Origin of the sequence: Flavobacterium sp. H4147, from assembly GCF_029360735.1 — a bacterium.
Taxonomy (GTDB): domain Bacteria; phylum Bacteroidota; class Bacteroidia; order Flavobacteriales; family Flavobacteriaceae; genus Flavobacterium; species Flavobacterium endoglycinae.
The window spans coordinates 1,198,111-1,219,968 of record NZ_JARKNB010000002.1 but is presented as its reverse complement, the minus strand read 5'-3'; the positions used below and the strand labels follow the sequence as shown (position 1 = coordinate 1,219,968).

The 21,858-nt window shown below is 33.7% G+C and carries 23 protein-coding genes; 9 read left to right on the top strand and 14 right to left on the bottom strand.

Annotated elements, in window-relative coordinates; all coding sequences use genetic code 11:
* Nucleotides 1–55: 55 nt before the first annotated feature.
* Nucleotides 56–370 (top strand): cytochrome c, encoded by a 315-nt coding sequence (locus P2W75_RS13155; protein WP_276380797.1) that lies wholly within the window; start codon nucleotides 56–58, stop codon nucleotides 368–370.
* A gap of 108 nt (nucleotides 371–478) precedes the next feature.
* Here the strand turns inward: P2W75_RS13155 and P2W75_RS13150 are convergent, their stop codons facing one another.
* From P2W75_RS13150 to P2W75_RS13140, 3 genes are all read right to left on the bottom strand, one after another.
* A complete protein-coding gene (locus tag P2W75_RS13150) occupies nucleotides 479–871 on the bottom strand; it encodes a GreA/GreB family elongation factor (protein WP_207297211.1) in 393 nt (130 codons plus the stop codon).
* A gap of 395 nt (nucleotides 872–1,266) precedes the next feature.
* On the bottom strand, nucleotides 1,267–1,821 hold the full coding sequence (locus P2W75_RS13145) for a thioredoxin family protein (protein WP_276380796.1): 555 nt from the start codon (nucleotides 1,819–1,821) through the stop codon (nucleotides 1,267–1,269).
* A 109-nt stretch (nucleotides 1,822–1,930) separates the two neighbouring features.
* Nucleotides 1,931–2,824 (bottom strand): alpha/beta fold hydrolase, encoded by an 894-nt coding sequence (locus P2W75_RS13140; RefSeq protein ID WP_207297209.1) that lies wholly within the window; start codon nucleotides 2,822–2,824, stop codon nucleotides 1,931–1,933.
* Nucleotides 2,825–2,952: 128 nt separating this feature from the next.
* Between P2W75_RS13140 and P2W75_RS13135 the strand changes: the two genes are divergently transcribed.
* Nucleotides 2,953–3,288 (top strand): tRNA-binding protein, encoded by a 336-nt coding sequence (locus tag P2W75_RS13135; RefSeq protein ID WP_276380795.1) that lies wholly within the window; start codon nucleotides 2,953–2,955, stop codon nucleotides 3,286–3,288.
* Nucleotides 3,289–3,386: 98 nt separating this feature from the next.
* Here the strand turns inward: P2W75_RS13135 and P2W75_RS13130 are convergent, their stop codons facing one another.
* The 4 genes from P2W75_RS13130 to P2W75_RS13115 all read right to left on the bottom strand — a co-directional run bounded on the left by P2W75_RS13130 (nucleotide 3,387) and on the right by P2W75_RS13115 (nucleotide 7,128).
* Nucleotides 3,387–3,935: an alpha/beta hydrolase gene (locus P2W75_RS13130; RefSeq protein ID WP_276380794.1), complete on the bottom strand. Its 549-nt coding sequence runs from the start codon at nucleotides 3,933–3,935 to the stop codon at nucleotides 3,387–3,389.
* A gap of 23 nt (nucleotides 3,936–3,958) precedes the next feature.
* Nucleotides 3,959–4,783, bottom strand: coding sequence for an alpha/beta hydrolase (locus tag P2W75_RS13125; RefSeq protein ID WP_276380793.1), 825 nt, complete (start codon nucleotides 4,781–4,783; stop codon nucleotides 3,959–3,961).
* Between the two features lie 129 nt (nucleotides 4,784–4,912).
* Nucleotides 4,913–5,281, bottom strand: a complete 369-nt coding sequence (locus P2W75_RS13120) for a PUR family DNA/RNA-binding protein (RefSeq protein ID WP_207298651.1) — start codon at nucleotides 5,279–5,281, stop codon at nucleotides 4,913–4,915.
* 68 nt (nucleotides 5,282–5,349) lie between these two features.
* Nucleotides 5,350–7,128: an ABC transporter ATP-binding protein gene (locus P2W75_RS13115; RefSeq protein WP_207297205.1), complete on the bottom strand. Its 1,779-nt coding sequence runs from the start codon at nucleotides 7,126–7,128 to the stop codon at nucleotides 5,350–5,352.
* A 204-nt stretch (nucleotides 7,129–7,332) separates the two neighbouring features.
* Between P2W75_RS13115 and P2W75_RS13110 the strand changes: the two genes are divergently transcribed.
* The 3 genes from P2W75_RS13110 (at nucleotide 7,333) to yajC (ending at nucleotide 10,043) form a co-directional block, all read left to right on the top strand.
* Nucleotides 7,333–8,439, top strand: coding sequence for a Glu/Leu/Phe/Val dehydrogenase (locus tag P2W75_RS13110; RefSeq protein WP_276380792.1), 1,107 nt, complete (start codon nucleotides 7,333–7,335; stop codon nucleotides 8,437–8,439).
* A gap of 340 nt (nucleotides 8,440–8,779) precedes the next feature.
* The gene (gene nusB / locus P2W75_RS13105) at nucleotides 8,780–9,691 is read left to right on the top strand and encodes a transcription antitermination factor NusB (protein ID WP_207298649.1); all 912 of its coding nucleotides are present in this window, start codon (nucleotides 8,780–8,782) and stop codon (nucleotides 9,689–9,691) included.
* 76 nt (nucleotides 9,692–9,767) lie between these two features.
* Nucleotides 9,768–10,043, top strand: coding sequence for a preprotein translocase subunit YajC (gene yajC / locus P2W75_RS13100; RefSeq protein ID WP_207297204.1), 276 nt, complete (start codon nucleotides 9,768–9,770; stop codon nucleotides 10,041–10,043).
* Nucleotides 10,044–10,329: 286 nt separating this feature from the next.
* On the opposite strand, the gene P2W75_RS13095 is transcribed toward yajC, so the two are convergent.
* The 5 genes from P2W75_RS13095 to P2W75_RS13075 all read right to left on the bottom strand — a co-directional run bounded on the left by P2W75_RS13095 (nucleotide 10,330) and on the right by P2W75_RS13075 (nucleotide 15,836).
* Nucleotides 10,330–10,917 (bottom strand): YdeI family protein, encoded by a 588-nt coding sequence (locus P2W75_RS13095; protein WP_276380791.1) that lies wholly within the window; start codon nucleotides 10,915–10,917, stop codon nucleotides 10,330–10,332.
* A gap of 2 nt (nucleotides 10,918–10,919) precedes the next feature.
* Complete coding sequence (pepT, locus tag P2W75_RS13090) at nucleotides 10,920–12,197, bottom strand: peptidase T (RefSeq protein ID WP_276380790.1); 1,278 nt, start codon at nucleotides 12,195–12,197, stop codon at nucleotides 10,920–10,922.
* A gap of 117 nt (nucleotides 12,198–12,314) precedes the next feature.
* A complete protein-coding gene (locus tag P2W75_RS13085) occupies nucleotides 12,315–13,451 on the bottom strand; it encodes a formylglycine-generating enzyme family protein (protein WP_207297201.1) in 1,137 nt (378 codons plus the stop codon).
* Between the two features lie 108 nt (nucleotides 13,452–13,559).
* Nucleotides 13,560–14,528, bottom strand: a complete 969-nt coding sequence (locus tag P2W75_RS13080; protein WP_276380789.1) for a DUF6515 family protein — start codon at nucleotides 14,526–14,528, stop codon at nucleotides 13,560–13,562.
* Nucleotides 14,529–14,615: 87 nt separating this feature from the next.
* Nucleotides 14,616–15,836 (bottom strand): OprO/OprP family phosphate-selective porin, encoded by a 1,221-nt coding sequence (locus P2W75_RS13075; protein ID WP_276380788.1) that lies wholly within the window; start codon nucleotides 15,834–15,836, stop codon nucleotides 14,616–14,618.
* A gap of 261 nt (nucleotides 15,837–16,097) precedes the next feature.
* Here P2W75_RS13075 and P2W75_RS13070 point away from each other — a divergent pair, with 261 nt between their 5' ends.
* Entirely contained in the window at nucleotides 16,098–17,132 is a 1,035-nt protein-coding gene (locus P2W75_RS13070; RefSeq protein WP_207297198.1) for a quinone-dependent dihydroorotate dehydrogenase, read from the top strand.
* On the opposite strand, the gene P2W75_RS13065 is transcribed toward P2W75_RS13070, so the two are convergent.
* Both P2W75_RS13065 and P2W75_RS13060 read right to left on the bottom strand, forming a co-directional pair.
* The gene (locus tag P2W75_RS13065) at nucleotides 17,118–17,834 is read right to left on the bottom strand and encodes a DUF3307 domain-containing protein (protein ID WP_276380787.1); all 717 of its coding nucleotides are present in this window, start codon (nucleotides 17,832–17,834) and stop codon (nucleotides 17,118–17,120) included. The genes P2W75_RS13070 and P2W75_RS13065 overlap by 15 nt on opposite strands.
* Complete coding sequence (locus P2W75_RS13060; protein ID WP_207297196.1) at nucleotides 17,831–18,445, bottom strand: SatD family protein; 615 nt, start codon at nucleotides 18,443–18,445, stop codon at nucleotides 17,831–17,833. Before P2W75_RS13060 ends, P2W75_RS13065 begins: the two co-directional genes overlap by 4 nt.
* 260 nt (nucleotides 18,446–18,705) lie before the next feature.
* Between P2W75_RS13060 and P2W75_RS13055 the strand changes: the two genes are divergently transcribed.
* From P2W75_RS13055 to P2W75_RS13045, 3 genes are all read left to right on the top strand, one after another.
* Nucleotides 18,706–19,572, top strand: coding sequence for a hydroxymethylglutaryl-CoA lyase (locus P2W75_RS13055; protein WP_207297195.1), 867 nt, complete (start codon nucleotides 18,706–18,708; stop codon nucleotides 19,570–19,572).
* Nucleotides 19,573–19,752: 180 nt separating this feature from the next.
* Nucleotides 19,753–20,301, top strand: coding sequence for a hypothetical protein (locus P2W75_RS13050; RefSeq protein ID WP_276380786.1), 549 nt, complete (start codon nucleotides 19,753–19,755; stop codon nucleotides 20,299–20,301).
* The gene (locus P2W75_RS13045) at nucleotides 20,298–21,695 is read left to right on the top strand and encodes a DUF5723 family protein (RefSeq protein ID WP_276380785.1); all 1,398 of its coding nucleotides are present in this window, start codon (nucleotides 20,298–20,300) and stop codon (nucleotides 21,693–21,695) included. Before P2W75_RS13050 ends, P2W75_RS13045 begins: the two co-directional genes overlap by 4 nt.
* The last annotated feature ends 163 nt before the right edge of the window (nucleotides 21,696–21,858 follow it).

Sequence of the window (21,858 nt, the reverse complement as noted above, 5' to 3'; positions counted from 1 at the left end):
CATTCCTCGCCGAATGGGATTTTTTTTATATTTACTCAAAAAACAGAGCTAAATAATGAAATCAAAAATCTTAACTTTAATGACTGCGGTGCTTCTTATAGCGTGTGGTACACAAAAATCAGCAGTTGCTTCTGCACCTCAAACAATTGATCCTTCCAAAGAAACCAAACCGCCTGTTACTTTATCTTTGGAACAAGCAGAAGGCAAAAAACTATATGAAAACAATTGTGTAAAATGCCACAAACTGTATGAACCAGAAAAATTCTCTCAAGAAGAATGGCAGCCAATTTTAGTTAGAATGCAGAAAAAAGCAAAACTAGACGATGCAAATATGGCTTTAATAACAAGTTATATCCATTCACAGTTATAAGCTTTATTTATTTAAAGAATAAAAAAACCGATTCAATACTTTTGAATCGGTTTTTGTTTTTCAAATAGATATAAAAAAACACCGTCACAAAAGGAGGTGTTTTTGAAATTAAGAATGAAGTACTGCCGAATTATCTACAGCAACAATCTTTAATGTTTTAATACCTGCAGGCATTTCCCAATCAACTTGATCATTTTCTTTAAAACCAATAATGGCCACACTTAAAGGTGCTAGAATCGATATTTTAGATTGTTTTACATCGGCTGCCGAAGGTAAAACGATTTGAATTTTCATTTGTTTATTGGCTTTTACATCTTCAATAGTAACAAAGGAATTGATGCGTATAACCAAATCTAAATCACTTTCTTTGCCTATTACAGCGCGGTCAAGTTCCTGTGAAAGCTGATTGGCTTCTTTTGTATTTGTTGCATTTTTACTTTTTAAAATCAATTCTCTTAGAAATTGATAATCTGCTTTGCAGAAAGTAGGTGTTGGTTTCATATCTATTTGAATTTATTATTATACTTTAATTTTTATTTGAATGATTTTTCTTCTTTTTACATTTAAAGAGACAGTTGTTTTACAGGCCTTTTTTCAAGACAGATTTCTACGAAACTTTAAATATGGAAAAACAAAAAATATTTGACTAATTTGATTTTTGTCAAATAAATAAAGGTTTAAAACTGATGTAAATCCTCCGCCTGAAAGAAGAAAAGTGAAATAGACGGAGGCCTAATTAATAAAGGCCTTACTCTGTGAAATAAGTACAGCCGAAAGCGGTCTTCTTGAAAAAGAAAACAGCAACGCAGCAATTGTAAATATTGTTATGGTGCTCACAATGAGTAAATTTTGTTATGATGGCAAAGATAAGAAACTTTTTTTAATAGGTAAAAGCTTTATTTCCATTTGATATTACAGCCAATACTCGGCTTTTGGATTTCGCTTAAAGTTCTATTGTATATCAAAGCATCAATAGCATTTCGTAAATCAGTACCGCTCAGCGGAATTCCATTTCCAGGTCTTGAATCGTCTAATTGTCCTCTGTAAAATAAACGGTTTTGATTGTCGAACAAATAGAAATCTGGAGTACAGGCCGCATCGTATGCTTTGGCTGTTTCCTGAGTTTCATCATATAAATAAGGAAAATCAATTTTATGCTGTAAGGCAAATTCAGCCATCATTTCTGGTGAATCTTGAGGATATTTTTCAACATCATTACTTGAAATGGCAATAATTCCCAATCCCTGAACTCTATAATCGTTTGCAATCATGACAATCTCATTAATTACATGAAGCACAAATGGGCAATGATTACACATAAAAATGACAAGAGTTCCTTTTGAGCCTTTTAAATCATTAAAAGAATATGTATTATTCGAATTAGTGTCTTTTAAAAAGAATTCAGGAGCAATTGTTCCAAGCGGAACCATATTTGATGGAGTTCGAGCCATTTTTTACAAATAATTAGTTTTCAAAAATAACTTTAATTATCTGTAAAAAAAAGATCACAATAGTAAATATTGCGATCTTTCTATTTATACTAAAATATGTTCTTACGGCTTATGAATTTAAAAATTCAAGTAAATCTTCATTCAATCTATCTCGTTCTGTATAAAACAAACCGTGAGGTGCGCCTTCATAAACAATATAATTATTGCGTGCTATTTTTTCTGCAGCTTTTTTAGAAGTTAAATCGATAGGAACAATTTTGTCGTCATTTCCGTGAATAATAAGTGTTGGTACATTTACGGTTTGAAGTTCATCTCTAAAATCAGTAAATGAAAATGATTCAGCACATTTTAAGGTTGCGCGAGGAGAAGCAAATGAACAAAGCATTCTGTAATATTCTAATAAAGCGGTGCTTAAAGGTTTGTTGATAATATTAACACCAAAAAAGGTTTTTCCAAAATTATCTACAAAACCAATTCGGTCTTCTTTTATCGATGCGGCTGTTGAATCGCTTTTCTCTCTTGGATGACCTTCAGGATTATCTTCCGTTTTTAATAAAAAAGGAATAATAGAAGATATCAAAGCCGCTTTTTCAACTCCTTTCCCTTGGTGACGGCTGAAGTAACGAACTACTTCGCCACCGCCCATTGAAAACCCTACAAGTGTAACGTTTTCTAATTGCAGCTGATCGATAATTTCGCTCAAATCATCTGTTAGAGTATCGTAATCGTAACCATTCCAAGGTTGAGATGATTTTCCAAAACCACGTCGGTCATAAGCGATTACTCTAAAATTATTTTGTACCAAAAATTCTATTTGGTATTCCCACATTTCATTAGAAAGCGGCCAGCCATGAATTAAAATTACGGGTTTTCCCTTTCCATAATCCCTCACATAAAGTTTTACATTTTTGGCAGTTTCGATGTATTTGTCTGTATTTTGCTGATGAACATTAAAGTCTAAATCTCTAATAGAGGTACCAGGATTAATTACACTATTTTCCATTGTATATTTTTTTACGATTAATTCAAGAAATTGATTAGTAAAATTAAACGGAGTATCAAAAAAAGAGGTTATAGAATTAGTCCTATTCGTTATAAAATTAATAGGTTTGTAATAAAACCTTAATATTTATGGATTTAACTTGGAATGAATTTGAAAGAACCGATATGCGTGTAGGAACCATTTTGGAAGTAAATGATTTTCCCGAAGCCAGAAAACCTGCCTATCAGTTAACGATCGATTTTGGATTAGAAATCGGCATTCGAAAATCATCGGCACAAATTACTAAACGTTATAAAAAAGAAGATTTAATCAACCGACAAATTGTTGCTGTTGTCAATTTTCCAAGAAAACAAATTGGCAAATTTATGAGTGAGTGCCTGGTGCTCGGCGCCGTAGGCAAGGAGGGAGACGTAATTTTATTAGCTCCCGATTTTAAAATACCAAATGGATTGAGGATTGGGTGATTTTTTTAGTTTTCAGTCGCAGTATTCAGTCACAGTTTTTGTTCTTAGACAGTTTTACACTGAAAACTGCGACTGCGACTGCGACTGAAAACTGAAAACTAAGAATTAATCTTCTTAATAAGTTGTTGTAAAATTAACTGTCCTTCTTCCCAGTATTTTAAATCAGAGTCAGAGTTGATGTGTCCTTGCTGGCCAACGTTTACAAAATCACTTCCCCATTTTTCGGCAAAATATTGTTTTCTTTCAAATAAGGCGTACGGATCATTTTCGCTTGCCACTACAATAGAAGGAAAAGGAAGTGTATAAAGCGGCATTGGCGAAAAATTTCGGATAACATCTGGCGTATGTACTGGTGAATCAACATCGGCAGGAGCTACCAATAAAGCACCAATTATATTTTTGCTGCTGTTTTTTTCTGCCCAATGTAAAACCAAAGAAACGGCTAAACTGTGGGCCACTAAAATTGTGGGCTGCGTTAGTTTCGAAATTTCTTCATTTAAACGTGCGAGCCAGTCTTCGCGAAGCGGTTCATCCCAATTGTCTTGAACTAAGCGTATTGAATTTTTAAATTTTTCATGCCAAAAGGTCTGCCAGTGTTTTTCTCCGGAATCCCCGAGTCCTGGCAGTATTAAGAGTTGTGTTTCCATTGCCGTGGATGTGATTTAGTGATTTATTTTTTGCGTTCTTTTAAAATTCGAGTTACTTCGTTTACTAAAAGCGGGAAAGCAGGTTCCGTCATCCCGTGTCCGTAACCGTCTAATTCGTATAATTTGGTTTGAGTGTGTCCAACGAGTTTCATCATTCTTGCCATATAAGCGTTTTCTTCATAACGTCCTAACATTTCTAATTCGCGGTCACCTGTAATTAATAATAGGGGAGGAGCATCGGCGCGAACGTAATATAAAGGAGCAAATTGGTCAATTGTAGGTTGTTTTTCGGGAATTCCATTTTCTCTTCTAATTTCAAAATGAGTGATACATTGTCCGCTAAACGGAATTAATCCAGCGATTCTATTGGCATCGATTCCTTCTTTCTGAAGCCATTTTTTATCGAGACCAATCATGCTGGCCAAATAACCTCCGGCTGAATGTCCTGAAACAAATATTTCCGAAGCATCACCGCCATAACTGGTAATATTGTTAAAAGCCCAGCTCACTGCCGCTGCTGCATCTTCAATCGCTTTTTCGGCTTTTGCTTTTGGAGACAATCTATAGTTAATACCAATAATGGCAAAACCTTTATTTTTTAAAGCCTCAGGAATTTCTTTGTTTCCACCAGTTAATCCTCCGCCATGAAACCAGACAATGGTAGCAAAACCTTTACTGTTTTTTGGATAATAGATATCCAGCACACATCTTTCGTTAATGTAACTGTCGGATTTGTTGATGGCCGCACTGTAATATTGAATGTTGGATTTGGTTTCATACTCTAATTTTTGTGCAGTTGAGTTTATACTAATCAAGATAGAGCTTAGTAAAAGAAGTAAATTTTTCATTGTATTATAGTTTGTAGTTTGATTTTAAGATTAAAACTTAAAATCGATTGAATTAATAGAACTTAAATATATAAAAAAAGTCCAAAATGCTAAACAAATTGGACTTATACTTTTAAAAAGTTATATAGATTAAATATCGTCGAAATCAATATCGGTAAAGCTTGATCGTGTAGTTTCAGCTTTGTCAGAACTGTATTCTTTTTTGAAATCTTTTTGATGTCTTTCAGAGATTACTTCTTCGCCTTTGTGGTTTAAAACGTATGAAGTCATTTCTTCTAATATTTCTGCGAAAGCACTAAAATCTTCTTTATATAAGTAAATTTTGTGTTTTTTAAAGTGAAATGAACCATCTTCTTCAGTAAACTTTTTGCTTTCGGTAATTGTAATGTAATAATCGTCAGCTTTAGTAGCTCTCACATCAAAGAAATAAGTTCTTCTTCCTGCTCGTAATACTTTAGAAAAAATTTCTTCTTTTTCTAACATGTCATTTTCTCTCATAATACGTTCTATCATTTTTGGAATTAATAGTAATCAAAAATCATAAAAAATTATCTATTACGCAACAATTAAAGTAATTCTTTTTCCGAAAGTTGTTTTAAATATAACGCTGCATAATAGCCTTCTTGATTTATCAATTGATTATGAGAGCCTTGTTGGATTATTTCACCATCTTCTAAAATGATGATTTTGTCGGCATTTTTAGCCGAAGAAACTCGATGACTGACAATAATTGTAGTTTTATTTTTACAAAACTCAAATAAGTTATTTAAGATGATTTCTTCAGTTTCTGTATCGACAGCAGACAAACAATCGTCAAAAAGTAAAATTGCAGGGTTTTTTATAAGCGCTCTTGCAATCGAAACACGCTGTTTTTGTCCGCCCGAAAGTGTGATTCCTCTTTCTCCTAAAATCGTATCATACTGTTTGTTAAATGCAATAATATTGTCATGAACAACAGCGCTTTTGGCTGCTGCGATAACTTCTTCATCAGTTGCATTTTGATTTCCAAATTTGATATTGTTTTTAATTGTATCCGAAAATAAAAACGCATCTTGAGGAACAATACCCACACTGTTTCGAAGATCATTTAAATTTAAAGTACTGATTTCTTTGTTGTCAATTGTGATTTCTCCCTCGCTAACATCATATAAACGGGAAAGCAATGATAATATTGTAGACTTTCCAGAACCTGTTTTTCCAAGAATTGCAAGTGTTTCGCCTTTTTTGACAGTAAAACTGACATTCTTTAAAGCTTCTATATTAGTATCTTCATATGTAAAACTCACATTTCGAAAAGCAATTTCGCCATTAATTTCTGATGAGTTATGATTGTTGTTTTTGATTTCAGGTTCGATTTTCAAAAATTCATTTAAACGTTTTTGAGAAGCTTCGGCTTCTTGTACCATCGATGAAACCCATCCAAGAGAAGCAACCGGCCAAGTAAGCATATTAACGTATAAAATAAACTCAGCAATGGTTCCAATGTTTGGAATTGTTCCATTTATGTACATTACGCCTCCAAAGTAAATCACAACCAAATTACTGATTCCGATAAGCGCAATCATTAAAGGACCAAAAAGCGATTGTACTTTGGCAAGATCAAGACTTTTTCGTTTGCTTTCTTCGGCAAGATCCACCATATTGTTTTGATGCTGGTTTTCTAAGGAATAGGCTTTAATAACGCGAATCCCTGAAAATATTTCCTGAGTAAAACTAGAAACTTTAGACAAATATTGCTGAAAAGTCGTGCTTCGTTTATTGATTTCAGAACTCAGCTTAAAAATACAATACGATAATATAGGTAAAGGAAGAATGGTGTAAAGCGTCAGCAAAGGCGAAACATTATACATATATAATAGTACAATCGCAAAACGAATAAAAGTATTAATGGTATACATTACAGCTGGTCCCACATACATTCTCACTTTTGAAACGTCTTCGCTAATACGATTCATTAAATCTCCCGTACGGTTTTGCTTGTAGAAATTCTGCGAAAGATTTTCATATTGTTTGAAAACCTCATTTTTTAAATCAAATTCGACGTGGCGAGACATGACAATTAAAGTCTGACGCATTAAAAAGGTTAAAAATCCTCCTACGATCGCACTTCCTATGATTAAGAAGATGTTATGAATTAAATCTTCCTTGTAAAAATTAGCTATAATCGATGAGTGACGATCTGATTCTGATAATTTTAAAAATTTTTCAATGACATCAAATGAGTGGCTGACCAGCTTTGGAGTAAACAAAAAGAAAATTTGTGCGATTATGGTGATTAAAATACCAAGAGAAAAACTGTATTTATATTTGATGAAATATTTATTTAAATAGCTTAATTCTTTCATTTTTTTAAGAAATTCAATATTGATTTGATTTAAATTTATGAATTATTGTTAATTAAAATTATAATAAAATGCAATTTAATCAAAACAATTATATTGTAAAATTGTTATTTTAAGGATAAAAAATTAGCACATGTGTATTTTTTGTTTATGTTTGAGAAGTCTTTTTGACGATTTCGTAATTTTAAACAAATAAATTCTAACACTATGAATGCAGCTTTCGCAACTGGAAAGGAACTTCAAAAAATGGATCCTGTTTTTGGTCAGTTATCTTTTGATGATCACGAACAAATTGTATTTTGCAATGACAAAGATACAGGTTTAAAAGCAATTATTGGTATTCATAATTCGGTTATGGGACCAGCTTTAGGAGGTACAAGAATGTGGAATTACAATACTGAATGGGAAGCGCTAAACGATGTACTGCGCCTTTCAAGAGGTATGACTTATAAATCAGCAATTACCGGTCTAAATATTGGCGGTGGAAAAGCAGTTATTATTGGAGATGCAAAAACACAAAAAACGCCTGAATTAATGCGTAAGTTTGGTGAATTTGTTCACTCTTTAAGCGGAAGATATATTACAGCTGAAGATGTTGGAATGGAAACTAAAGACATGGATACTGTAAGAGATGTAACGCCTTACGTTACGGGAATTTCTGAGGAAAGAGGAGGTTCTGGAAATCCTTCGCCAGTTACTGCTTACGGAGTTTATTTAGGAATGAAAGCAGCTGCTAAAAGTCAGTTTGGATCTGATGTTTTAGATGGTAAAAAAGTTTTGGTTCAAGGAATTGGACACGTGGGTGAAACTTTGGTTGAATATTTAACTAAAGAAGGCGCACAGGTTACCATTACCGATATTAATGAAGAGAAATTATATCAGGTTGCTTCAAAATACAACGCTTCTATTTATACAGGAGAAGATTTATATACTGCTGATGTTGATATTTATGCACCATGTGCAATGGGAGCAACTATTAACGATGCTACAATAGAAAAAATTAAAGCTAAAGTTATTGCTGGTGCAGCAAACAATCAGTTGGCAGATGAAAACGTTCACGGTCAGAGATTGAAAGATAGAGGTATTTTATATGCTCCTGATTTCTTAATCAACGCTGGTGGAATCATCAATGTTTATGCTGAATTAGAGCACTATGGTAAAGCTGAAATCATGGCGAAAACAGAAAATATCTATAACACCACTTTAGAAATTATCGATTACGCTGCGAAAAACGGAATTACAACGCACAAAGCGGCACTTACAATTGCTCAAAACCGTATCGATCAAAGAAAAATCGAGAACGCTAAGAAGTAATTCTTTTTAGTTTACAGTCTCAGTCTCAGTTTTCAGTTCTGCTGGAAACTGGGATTTTTTTTAGTATTCAGTCTCGGTTTTCAGTATTCAGTTTTCAGTATTCAGTATTCAGTATTCAGTCACAGGGTTCAGTTTAGTGATATAATTATTTTTTTGACGCAGCAAATTGAGACTGCGACTGAAAACTGTGACTGAAAACTGTGACTGAATACTATAAACCGCGACTAAACACTTTTTTACGATTTAATTTTAAAATACGCCTTAAAAGTTTTACTTTTGCGGACTAATTTTTAAATGTTCTTACGAGGTGGTAAATAGAAGACACATACGCATTAAAGTAATGCAGTCCATTTATGCAATGCATCAAAGCGGTTCTGATAATATGGAAAAAGAAGAAAAATTTCTTTTCTACAGTATTGATAATATTCAGGATTTATATTTGATTATGCTTTCTTCATTGATTGAAATATGTAAAAAAGAATCTGTTTTTTTACATCTGTCAAGTAAAAAACATCTTGCAACTCCAGCAGAACGTAATCCAAACGAAAAATTTATCAAAAACAAAATCTTTCAGCTTCTTGCCGAAAGTAACTCTTTAAGCATTGCTTTAGAAAATCGTAAAATCAACAATTGGGCTTTAAACGATGATTATATCATTTTGCTTTTAAATGATATTAAAGAAAGCGATGTGTACAAAAAATACATGTCGAATAATGTAAATACATTTGAAGAAGACAAACAATTTATTGCTGATTTGTTTTCGGACGTAATTGTTCCGAATGAAAAATTATACGAGTATTTAGAAGATGATAAATTAACATGGGTTGATGATATTCCAGTTGTTAATACGCATATCATTAAACAATTAAAAGCGATTAAAACTGAAAATCCAGACGAATTTAGAGTTCCTAAATTGTATAAGGATGTGGAGGATAAAGATTTTGCAAAAGATTTGTTTAGAAGAACTGTTTTAAATGAAGCTGCTTTTGCAAAAGAATACGATGATAAAACACCAAATTGGGACAGCGAAAGGATTGCAGAAATCGATACGATTATTTTGAAAATGGCAATCTGCGAATTTTTAAAATTCCCTTCAATTCCTGTAAAAGTAACTCTTAACGAATATTTAGAAATCGCAAAAGAGTATTCTACACCAAAAAGTAGTATTTTTATCAACGGAATTCTAGACAATCTGGTAAAAGAACTTGAAGCCAATAAAAAGATGGTTAAAGTTGGAAGAGGGTTAATGTAATTAAAAGCTAAAATTCCAATTAGTAAATTCGAAATTCCAAAAAGAAATTAATATAAATCAAAAACAGAATTTAATTATGGGACAATTATCTCAATTTGCACCTTTTCTTTTAATGTTCGTGGTAATCTACTTTTTCATGATCAGACCACAGCAAAAAAGAGCAAAAAACGAAAAAGAATTTGAAAACAGCCTAAAAGTAGGTGACAAAATAGTTACAAAAAGTGGATTTCACGGTAAAATCGCTGAATTAGCAGAAACAACTGTTGTAATCGAAACAATGTCAGGAAAATTAAAATTAGAGCGTTCAGCTATCTCTTTAGAATTGAGTGCCGCTTTGAATAAAAAAGCATAAGTTTTTTAAATTTCCAATAATATAAAATCCCAAATTCCAAAAAGGAGTTTGGGATTTTTTTATGGGTGATTTTATACACAATATTTTCTCATTTCGGCATAAGGATAAATCGCAAAAGAAACTCTGCAAAGAAAAACTTTTGTCAAAGTTTTAAACTTTGCCAAAGGTTTCATATAGTTTTGAATTTTGAATTTTGAATTTTGAATTTGGAGTTTTGAATTTGGAGTTTTGAATTTGGAGTTTGGAGTTTGGGATTTGGAATTTAGAACTTGGAATTTCAGAAAAATTATCTGTATTTATCATTCAGTCCAACACTTGCTAAAATCATCGGAACTACTTTTTCAATTCTTGAGATTTTTGTTTTTTCTTGTTTGGCACTTTCGATGTATTCTAAAAACTCATATTGTTTATAAGGTGAGAATTTTTGAAAAGCCTCTTTCAAAGCCGGATTCTGATTCATTTCTTTTTCTAAAAGTTCAGAAACGATGGTTTCTTTTTTAGAAGGTTTAATGATTTTGCCTTGTTTTTCGTTTTCTATGGCTTCGGCAATGTATTCCAAAATTTCTTTTTCATTTACTTCTTCTTTAGAAGTAAAACGCCATTGTCTCAACGATTTTGTTACTTCTTCCTGAGCATTTATGAGTTTCTTTTTGTCATCTTTCAGAAATACACCATTGAAAAACCAAATGGCAAAATAATCTTTGAATCCACCGAGACCTACAACATTCTTTTTGTTGTAAACATATACTGGACCGCCCCATTTTGTGGTTTCTGTCAGCTCTGTTTTGTCAACTATGGTTTTGAGTAGGAGTAATTCTTCGGCCCACTTTTCACCATATTTCCAAATGCCTGTATTTTCAGATTTTGATTCCAATTTTATCTTTTTCGTTTATGTTTTTCTGAAGCATCGAAGATTCCTGGAACAGCAGTTAATTCAGCAATTTTTACAATTACATCAGTTGCTTTCTGAATGCTTTCTGCTGGAACATATTCGTATTTTCCATGGAAGTTGTGGCCGCCCGCAAATATATTTGGACAAGGTAATCCCATGAATGATAATTGAGAACCGTCTGTACCGCCTCGAATTGGCTTTATGATTGGTTTGATGTTTAACTCACGCATTGCTTTTTCGGCAATATCTACGATGTGTTTTACAGGAAGTACTTTTTCTTTCATATTGTAATACTGGTCTCTTATTTCAGTAATGACAATATCTTCACCAAATTTCTTTGCAAATTTTCTATTGAATTTCTTCGCAATTTTGATGATTAGTTCTTTTCTCTTTTCGAATTTCTTTTTGTTATGATCGCGGATAATCAGTTCCAAAACAGTTTCTTCGATATTTCCTTTAATATGATGAACGTGGAAGAAACCTTCGTAACCTCTAGTTTCCTGCGGAGTTTCACCTTTTGGAAGTTCGTTGATAAACTCATTTGCTAAAAGCATCGAATTGATCATTTTTCCTTTGGCATAACCAGGATGAACGCTTTTTCCTTTAAAAGTAATTTTGGCTCCAGCAGCATTAAAGTTTTCATATTCTAATTCGCCAATCTGGCTTCCGTCCATGGTGTAAGCCCATTGGGCACCAAATTTCTCTACATCAAAATGATGCGCACCGCTTCCGATTTCTTCATCTGGTGTAAAACCAATCCTGATTTTTCCGTGTTTAATTTCCGGATGCTGAATTAGGTATTCCATTGCAGAAACGATTTCAGTGATTCCAGCTTTATCATCGGCACCTAATAGAGTTGTTCCATCAGTGGTAATAATGGTCTGTCCTTTATATAATAATAGATCTTTAAAATAATCAGGAGATAAAATGATGTTTTTCTCTGCGTTTAAAACAATATCTTTTCCGTCGTAATTCTCTACAATTTGAGGTTTTACATTGGCTCCGCTAAAATCTGGAGAAGTATCAAAGTGAGAAATAAAGCCAATTACAGGAACTTCGTGGTCAACATTGCTTGGAAGCGTTGCCATGATATACGCTTTGTCGTCTATAGTGACCTCTTCTAAACCAATAGTTTTTAATTCTTCGACTAATTTATGGGCAAGATTCCATTGTTTTTCTGTACTTGGAGTTGTTGTTGAATTCGGATCTGATTCAGTATCAATTGTTATATAACTGATAAAACGATCAATAATGTGCTGCATTTCTTTTTTATTTTTAGCAAATATAGACAATTTTTTGAGCCTATAGATTTTGCAGTTTTCAAACAAAAGCAATAAAAAAAGGATTCTGTTTTGAAGAATCCTTTGGCAAAATATATTTTAAATACTTTTTACACATCTAAAACCAAGATGATTGGCAGCCGATCTGATTTCGCCTTTCCCTCTTGTTCCTACCATGTATCGAGTGCAATATTGATCGGTGCATAAAAAAGAACCGCCGCGATGTACACGTTTTATTTGGGTTGGATCATTTGGATCGTTATACGCATTTGGCCCTTGCGGATTTTTGGTAACTTTTCCGCTTTCCGCTAATGATTTGTAATAATCTACGCTGTACCAATCATGCACCCATTCCCAAACATTTCCAGCAATATCATATAAACCGTACGCATTTGGAGCGAATTGTTTTGTTGGTGCTATTCCTTTAAAACCATCTTCGCCAGTATCGCCATCTTGAATAGGGAAGTGGCCTTGATAAATATTGGCTTGAAATTTTCCTTTAGGTTTTAAATCGTTTCCCCAAGCGTATAGATTTCCTGTTTTACCGCCTCGTGCCGCAAACTCCCATTCGGCTTCCGTTGGAAGTCGTTTTCCAGCCCATTTCGCATACGCTTCGGCATCTTCATATACTACATGCACAACAGGATATTTTTCTTTTCCTTTTATAGAGCTTTGAGGACCTTCTGGATGTCTCCAGTCAGCGCCCGGTTCGTAACGCCACCATTGCAGAAAATTGTTTAGATTTACCGCAGATGGTGTAGGAGTAAATACTACAGAACCTGTTATTAAATCTTCTTCATTTGCAGTTGGGAATTCCTCTTTAGTTGGTTTTTGTTCGGCAACAGTTACATAACCCGTCGCTTTTACAAATTTTTCGAATTCTTCATTGGTTACTTCGGTCTCATCCATATAATAGCCGTCAACATATACTCTATGTATTGGAGCAGCATCTTTGGTAACCCCTTTTATGCTGCATAAACTTTCGTCTTCAACATTTGATCCCATCGAAAATTCACCGCCGGGAATCCACACCATTCCTTTTGGAGCTTTTCCAGTTGGTTTATTCTTGTTTTCGATGGTAGGCTGAAACGCCGATGCTTCACCGGTATTGGGAACGTCATGACATTCTGCAACTTTCGTTTCTGTTTTTGGTGCTGCAAATTTAGTATAACTGTACGCTATCGAAATAATCGATAAAGTCAGTAAACCGAAAATCCAAAAGGTTTTATTTTTCATGGTTTTATTTTGATTTGGTATGGATGTCAAATAGATGGAAGTAAAATTATAAAAAATAACTTTTATAATATAGTAATTTTATAGGATTAATAAAATTTAAATATTTTGTTATTTATCTTCTTCAACCAATACAACTTCGTATTTGTCTTTTCCGTCAACATGAACAGGCTGATAGTATGTTTCGCCGAACTTAATATATTTTACATCTCCAATAGTAACTTCGGTTCCGCCTTCCGGTAGGTTGTCAACTAAAGTTCCTGCTGTTGGCGGTACTACTTTATAGTTACTTCCGTCTTTTTCATAAAATGTTCCTCCGTAATAATAATTATTTACAGTTCCTGTATTAACTGTCTGCGCACCGCTTGGAATATTATTGACGGTTCCGCCCACTGGAGCAGGAACTACCTGATAACCGCCATTACTTGGAGCATACCAATTTCCTTGATCATAATGATATTGCGTGCTTTCTACACTAACAACAATCGCTGTAACAGCCAAAGTTGTAACAAAAAATCCCCAAGGATGCCAAACAGGTCCCCAATAGTAAGGTCGGTATGGATGATAATAATAAGGATGGTAGCCGTAATAGCGATATCCGCCATATCTATACGGAGGACGTGCATAAACGACTGTACTACGACGTACAACTGTATTACGATTGTAGACATTGATATCTCTACTGCGGTCTACATTAACGTTTACGGTATTGCCACTGATATTAGTGTTTCTATTTCCAGTTCTGTTGTTATTGTTTCTGTTACTGTTATTTCCGTTGTTTCGATTTGCAATATTTTGTTCTCTAGTGTTTTGATTAGCAGGACGTGTTGCCTTATTATTTGAATTGGCTGGTCTTGTGGCTCTGTTTGCGGAATTATTAGGTCTTTGCACACCTGAGCCTCCAGCTCCTGGTCTCGTGGTTGCAGGTCTTGTTGCTGCTGGTCTCGTATGCGTGGCTCCGCCTCTCGATCCGGCATTACCGCGGCGCTGCGCAAAACTATCAATTGAAATAAGGAAAAATGTTCCAATCAGGCAGAATAACAGTGCTGATTTTTTTACTGTGTTGGATATGTTTTTCATATTCAGTGATTTAAGTGTAATAAAGTTATGACAAAAAAAAAGATATGACTGTTAATATGATAAAAAGTTTAAAAAGCTTTGTAAATATTATAAGGAAATATCCCATTGAATTCTAAAACGCCAGCCTTGCTCTAAGGGAAGTGTTTTATCTTGAAAACTAAAATAACTGACTTCTGTAGTGAGTTTGTTTTTGTGTCCTTTGAAAAACCAGTTAAAAGCCAGCGTAGATTCTTCCTGCCTATTTTGTCTTATACAATTATCCGGTCGGTATGCGGCGTGTCGGCCTGCCATTTCCAAATGTTTAGGCCACCAATCAAAAATATTGTGAAAAAAATAGCCTGCCTGTACATAATATCCTTTTAGTACAGTGGTCTGGTCATTGTCTAGTTTGTCGATAATTTCTTTGGTATGCCACTCGCTCTGCCATGAAAAGCCACGATACATAAAAGCGCTTTCAAAATTCCATTGATTTACACGGTATTGACCGGGAGCGCCATTTTCGAAACCATCTAAAGAACCACCTCCAGCTTGCGAAAATCTCGTGTAAGGACTTCGGTTAGTTATGGCAGAAAAAGCAATAATGGGAGTCAGTTTTTCATGGAATTCTAAATCACTGCCTTCAAAATCGAGAAATCTTCCTAAAAAATTCCATTGTGTTCTTCCAAAGTACATTAAATTACCATCATCGTTTTCAGTACTGCCACGCCCAGTTCCAGTTAAAGCGGCAAACCAATAATTAAAATCAGCAATACCATTTCCTTTTAAATGGCCGTAAACTTCAACTCCAAGCTGTCTGTCAACTGTAAAAGGACGATTGATCAAAGATCGTTCAACCATTTGCTGTTCGCCGCTGCTAATGTAGCGTTCTCTGGTAAATTCCGTTTTCCATTGTCCAGCTTTAAAACTCAGCCACTCCCATTTCTCAATCATGATTCTAAAATCCAGCAAGTTGGATTGGCTTAGTTCATATTCCCAATAATAGTTCAGCCAAGGTTCAAAAGCGTGACCGCCAATTTTGAGCCTGGCGCGGTTAATTTTAAAAGTGGTTTGTGCATCTTGACTATAATCGTCGTAAGTAAGAGGATCTGCATCGTAAGGAGTTGAAAAACGAAATTGTAAACGGCTTTGTAGCTGAAAAAGAAATTTATTGTCTTTTGTACGAAGCTCGATTCCCTTGTTTCCGTAACGAACAGTCATCAGCTTGGTTGTGTCTTTTTCCTGCTGTGCAGATGCTGTTAAACAAATAGTCAGCCATAGTACTAATAGAAGTTTTTTTGAAACAAGAATCGTTTTATCTGCCTTACACATATTTTTTAGGTTGATATGAAATGGATTTGCTGCGGAATGAAAAATGAAACAGAATACTTCAAAATTAGGCTATATGTGTTCTAAAGAGGTGTTTAAGAAGGTTTGAATTGGTTTCATATTATAATTTGAAACCTAAAAAGCATATTTATTAGTTATGAAAATGTATTGTTTTAGAATTGAACAAAATTGAAATTATTTGTGCCGACATTTTCAAGTTTAATATCTAAATTTGCATCCGAAAAAAAACAACACAACAACATTATGTATAAATTGATAATCCGTCCGATACTTTTTTGGTTTGATCCTGAAGAAGTGCATTACTTTACTTTTTCATTTGTAAAATTCATTTCAAAAATCCCTGGAGTTTCGGCGATTATAAGATCAATTTATGAGTTAAAAGACACTCGTTTAGAGAGAGAAGTTTTCGGAATTAAATTTAAAAATCCGGTTGGACTTGCTGCTGGTTTCGATAAAGATGCTAAGCTTTACAAGGAATTAGGCGATTTTGGTTTTGGTTTTATCGAAATTGGAACGGTTACTCCTGTTGGTCAAGAAGGAAATCCAAAGAAACGTTTGTTCAGATTAAAAGAAGATCAGGCAATTATTAACCGAATGGGATTTAATAATGGCGGAGTTCAGGAAGCTGTAGAACGTTTGAAAAAGAATTCAAATGTTTTAATTGGAGGAAATATTGGAAAAAATAAAGTAACACCAAATGAAAGTGCGGTAGACGATTATATCATTTGTTTTGATGCTTTGTTTGACCATGTTGACTATTTTGTGGTAAATGTGAGTTCTCCAAATACACCGAATTTAAGAGCTTTACAAGATAAAGAACCTTTGACAGCTTTGCTTCAGACTTTGCAAAACAGAAATGTTGAGAAACAAAAAACAAGTACTCAAAAAGTAAAACCTATTCTTTTAAAAATTGCTCCAGACTTAACAGATGAGCAATTATTAGATATTATCGATATTGTAAAAACCACTCAGATTGCAGGTGTTATTGCCACAAACACCACTATTTCAAGAGACGGATTACAATCTGCAAACCAAACAGAAATGGGTGGATTATCTGGAAAGCCATTAACAAAACGTTCTACAGAAGTAATTCGTTTTCTTTCAGAAAAAAGCAATAAAGCATTTCCAATTATTGGAGTAGGAGGAATTCACTCTGCAGACGATGCTATCGAAAAATTAAATGCAGGAGCAAGTTTAGTGCAATTGTATACCGGATTTATTTATGAAGGTCCTGCTTTGATAAAAGCCATCAATAAGAAAGTTTTAAAACAGTTGTAAAAGAAGCGCTTGAAGAATTAAGCCCGTAATTATCGCAATTCCAAAACTAATCAGAGTACCAATCATAACGTATTCGGTTAGTTTTCGGTCTTTGGCTTCTTTTAAATCTCCAAACCTGAAAATGGATTTTGCGGCCAGTAAAAATCCAATGGCTTCAAAATGTCCCGTTAGAATAAAACAGACTGTAAGTAAACGTTCTAAAATGCCAATATAATTTCCAGCACTGGCAAGAGAATTATCCTGATGACTGTTTTGACTTTCTGGACTCCAGATTGAAATTATGGTTTTGATGAAAATAGAAGCCGGTTTGGTTACTAATAAAATTCCCGTTAGTAAAATCCAGAACCGATTGTCAAACCAAAGAAAGTCTATATTTTCATTTTCGTATAAAAGCGTAATTCCAATTAAAATTAATAAATGTGCAATTTGATCAACCACAAACCATGTTCGTTTATTTTTGCTTTTTTGAAAATGAAGTTTGGTTAAGTCAATTATGCCGTGTGTAATTGCAATTAAAACAGCATACGGTATAAAGGAAATTTCACCCGCTAAAACGGCAGCCAAAATCCCATGAAGAAGGATATGAAGGTATAAATAAATACTTTTATGTTTATGAGCTTCTTTATGAGCTACCCATGAATTGGGCTGCCAGATAAAATCACCTAACAAATGCGCCAGAAGCAGTTTTATAAATAAAATCATAAGGCTGTAAGTTGTTTTATTTGTGTTCTAAAATAACGGTCTAAATTCATAATCAGATCAAAGTGGGAACGTTTTAGTCTTCGACTTACCGCTGCTTGATTAATTCCCAATTTTTGCCCGAGTTCTTCCTGAGACAAATTTGGATATTCTATTGCCAAAGCCACAAACTCTGCCGACTGTGCCAGCCAGTTGTCCATAAAAGTCAACGCCAGCTGTATCATAAGATTTATTCTTTCGTTCAAATCAGCATCTTCAGTTCGCATCGCTAAAGTGACTTTCTGCTTTTTCAGCGTTTCAAAAAGTTCTCCCGAGTTAATAAATGCAGATCCGTTGCTTTCTGAAATTTTTTCGGCATTATGAGTTTTATTTCCAAAACCAATACTCATTCGTGCATCAGATTTTAAGGCTCTTAAACGGGCTTTTATTAAAACCGCAGTCCATAAAGCATCTTCAGGATTTGTAATTTCTATTTGAAATTCATCGCCTCGATAGACTTCCCATTGACTTGGGGTTTTACCAAGCGGATGCAAGATTTTCTTCAAATCTTCTACCCAATGTTCTGATTCTTGTTGTCTTGAACCAATTATATCGCCTGTAATTACACTAGTCATAATCAAATATAATTAAAAAAATATAAATTTTCTATTACAAATATAAGTAATAAATTTAATTATTACATTTTTTGGTAATATTTTAATTTATTACGTTTTTAGGTAATAGTTATAAATATTACGTATTTCGATACTATTTGATATTATTACAGAATTAAGGAATGCATTTTTAATTAAGCTTAAAAAATCAACCTCGAAAATGACTATAATTTTTATTTCTTTAAAAAAGAAGCTAACTTAGCTTTACAAAAGCAAAAGTTTTGAATAAAGAAATCAAGATTATCGAATGTCCACGAGATGCCATGCAAGGTATCAAAACGTTTATTCCAACAAAAAACAAGGTTACTTATATTCAAGCGCTTCTTCGCGTAGGGTTTGATACCATTGATTTTGGAAGTTTTGTATCGCCAAAAGCCATTCCGCAGATGCAAGACACGGCTGAGGTTCTGGCACAGCTTGATCTTTCTCAAACGACCAGCAAACTACTTTCTATAATTGCCAATACTCAAGGCGCTTCAGTTGCATCTGAATACGAAGCCATTCAGTATTTAGGATTTCCATTCTCCATATCAGAAAACTTTCAGATGCGAAATACTCATAAAACGATTGCAGAATCTCTGATTACTTTGGAAGAAATTCTGGAAATTGCTGATAAAAAAAATAAAGAAGTTGTAACCTATCTTTCAATGGGATTTGGAAATCCATATGGAGATCCGTGGAATGTTGAAATTGTGGGCGAATGGACGGAAAAACTTGCAGGAATGGGCGTAAAAATCCTTTCGCTTTCTGATACCGTTGGAAGTTCAACACCAGAAGTTATTACTTATTTGTTTTCTAATTTAATTCCGAAATATCCAGAAATTGAGTTTGGTGCGCACCTGCATACAACACCAGACACTTGGTTTGAAAAAATTGATGCTGCAGCAAAAGCTGGCTGTACTCGTTTTGATGGTGCAATTCAAGGATTTGGAGGCTGTCCAATGGCAACCGATAAATTGACTGGAAATATGCCAACAGAAAAATTAGTTTCTTATTTTACGGCCAATAAAAAAGCAACTGGACTTAATTCTTTAAGTTTTGAAAGTGCTTACAACGAAGCTTCAAAAGTATTCGGAAAATTTCATTAAAAAGATTGAAAAGTTAAATTGAAGGCATTCACCATTGGTTAGAATTGAATACTTAAACTAATGTAATTTTGCATAACTCAAAATTTGTTAGGAAAATTCGTTAAAAAATAGTTATATTTACTGATGTTAGACAATAACTAGTAATAAAACGAGTTATAAACTATTTCAATCTAAATTAGCATGAAAGCTTACTTCTTTCGAATTTTAAATATCCTGGTTTTACCTCTATTATTCTTTTCCTGTTCAAGTGATTTAGACTTTGATCAGGTCAAGGATTTGAAATTAGAACCAGTGATCGTGGCCAATTTAGCCTATTTTGATATTCAGGCGAATAAGGTTATAGATAATGGAACAACAAATGTTATTTATGACGTTCGTGATTTTGATATTTTTAAAGATAAGTTTTTTAATAATCGCTTAAAACGTGCCGACTTTGATGTCGAAATAGAAAATACTATTCAAAGAGCTTTTTCGGTAAATATGTTATTGATGAATGCTAATAATGATGTTCTGGAAACCATCTCTTTTACTGTACCTGAATATGCAGGGAGTCCAAATGTTATAAAATATCCAACAGAAGTTTTTGAAAATCAAAGATTAGATCTCCTCAAGCAGACTGTAAAAATAGGTTTTTCTATCGTAATTGCGCCCGGTCATCCTTTAAATCAAAATAGTACAGGAAGTCTTAAATTACGATCAGGTGCAACAGCTTATTTAGTGATCGAATGAAAAAGTCCTATTTAATTGTATGGCTGTTTGCCGCATTTTCTTGTTTTGCACAGAATAAAGAAGTGTTGTATAATTTTACTTCAATTCCGCAGGCTTCTATGGTAAATCCGGGAGCCGATGTTTCGTATAAATTTTATTTTGGAGTTCCGGTATTATCTGGAATTTCTGCCAATTTAGGATCGAGCAGTTTTTCAGCTTATGATTTATTTGCTGATAATGGTGTCGATTTCAATGATAAAGTTAGAAACGTTGTCAATAAATCTTCACGTAATGACAAAGTTATAACAAATCAGCAATTGGAATTGTTTTCAGGCGGATTCAGGATAGGAGGTAAAGAAAGTCGTTCGTATATTTCGTTTGGTGCTTATCAGGAATTTGATTTTTTTATGTTTATGCCTAAAGATCTGGCTTTGATGGGATTAGATGGAAACCGGGATTACATAGGGAAATCTTTTAATCTGGGAGATTTAAGTCTGAAAGCTGAGGTATTATCCGTTTTTCATGTCGGTTTTCATAAAAAAGTAAGCGATAAACTGGTGTTGGGCGGACGTGCTAAAATCTACTCAAGTGGCGCCAATGCTGTTTCAACTAAAAACTCTGGATACATTTACACTGGTCAAACCGCTGGAACACCCAATATTTATACTCAAACTATTTCATCTAATTTAGAATTGAAAACTTCTGGAATTGCCACTTTTACAAAAGATGAATACGAAGGAAATATTGTTTCAGATATTGCTCATAACACTTTTTTTAATGGTAGTTTAGGATTGGGAGTTGACGCCGGTCTTACCTATTATTTTAAAGACAATCTGCAGTTTACAGCCAGTATTATTGATTTTGGTTTTATAAAACAATCTAAAGATATTGAAACAGTAAGGTATAAAGGAACCTATCATTATGAAGGTGCAAACCCAGATTTTATGGGGAATAATGATCCGGAAAATATTTTTGATGAATTTGATAAAGCCATTCCACGAGAAACGCTGCATAATAAATACACGACCTGGCGACCTACTAAAATGTATACCTCACTTCAGTATTCTTTTGGAGAATATCGATCTGATGAAGATTGTAATTGTAGAGGACAAATTAAGAAAAGATATAAAAATGCAGTTGGCGGACAGCTCTTCTTTATGTCAGCTCCAAGAACTCCCATAGCAGCTTTTACTGCTTTTTATCAAAGAAATATTTTCGAAAAATTAGATGTTAAAGCAACTTACACATTCGATACTTTTTCAAACAAAAATATTGGTTTGGGACTTTCAGGAACCATCGGCAGTTTCAATATTTACGCTTTAGTCAATAATGTATTAGAATATAAAGATATATCGAAGGCAAATAGTGCTGCATTTCAAATCGGACTCAATTTTGTCTTTCAGGATAAGGATTAGAATTTCAACAATGAAATTCCAAATTCCAATTTTAGCATTGTTTCTTAGAATTAATTGGAATTTGTGATTTTTTATTTCGGAATTTAAATTGTGCGTTATTTCCTGTAAAGTTAAATTTATGAATAAGTTAGTATTCAAGTTAGCAATTTATTCACTATATTTG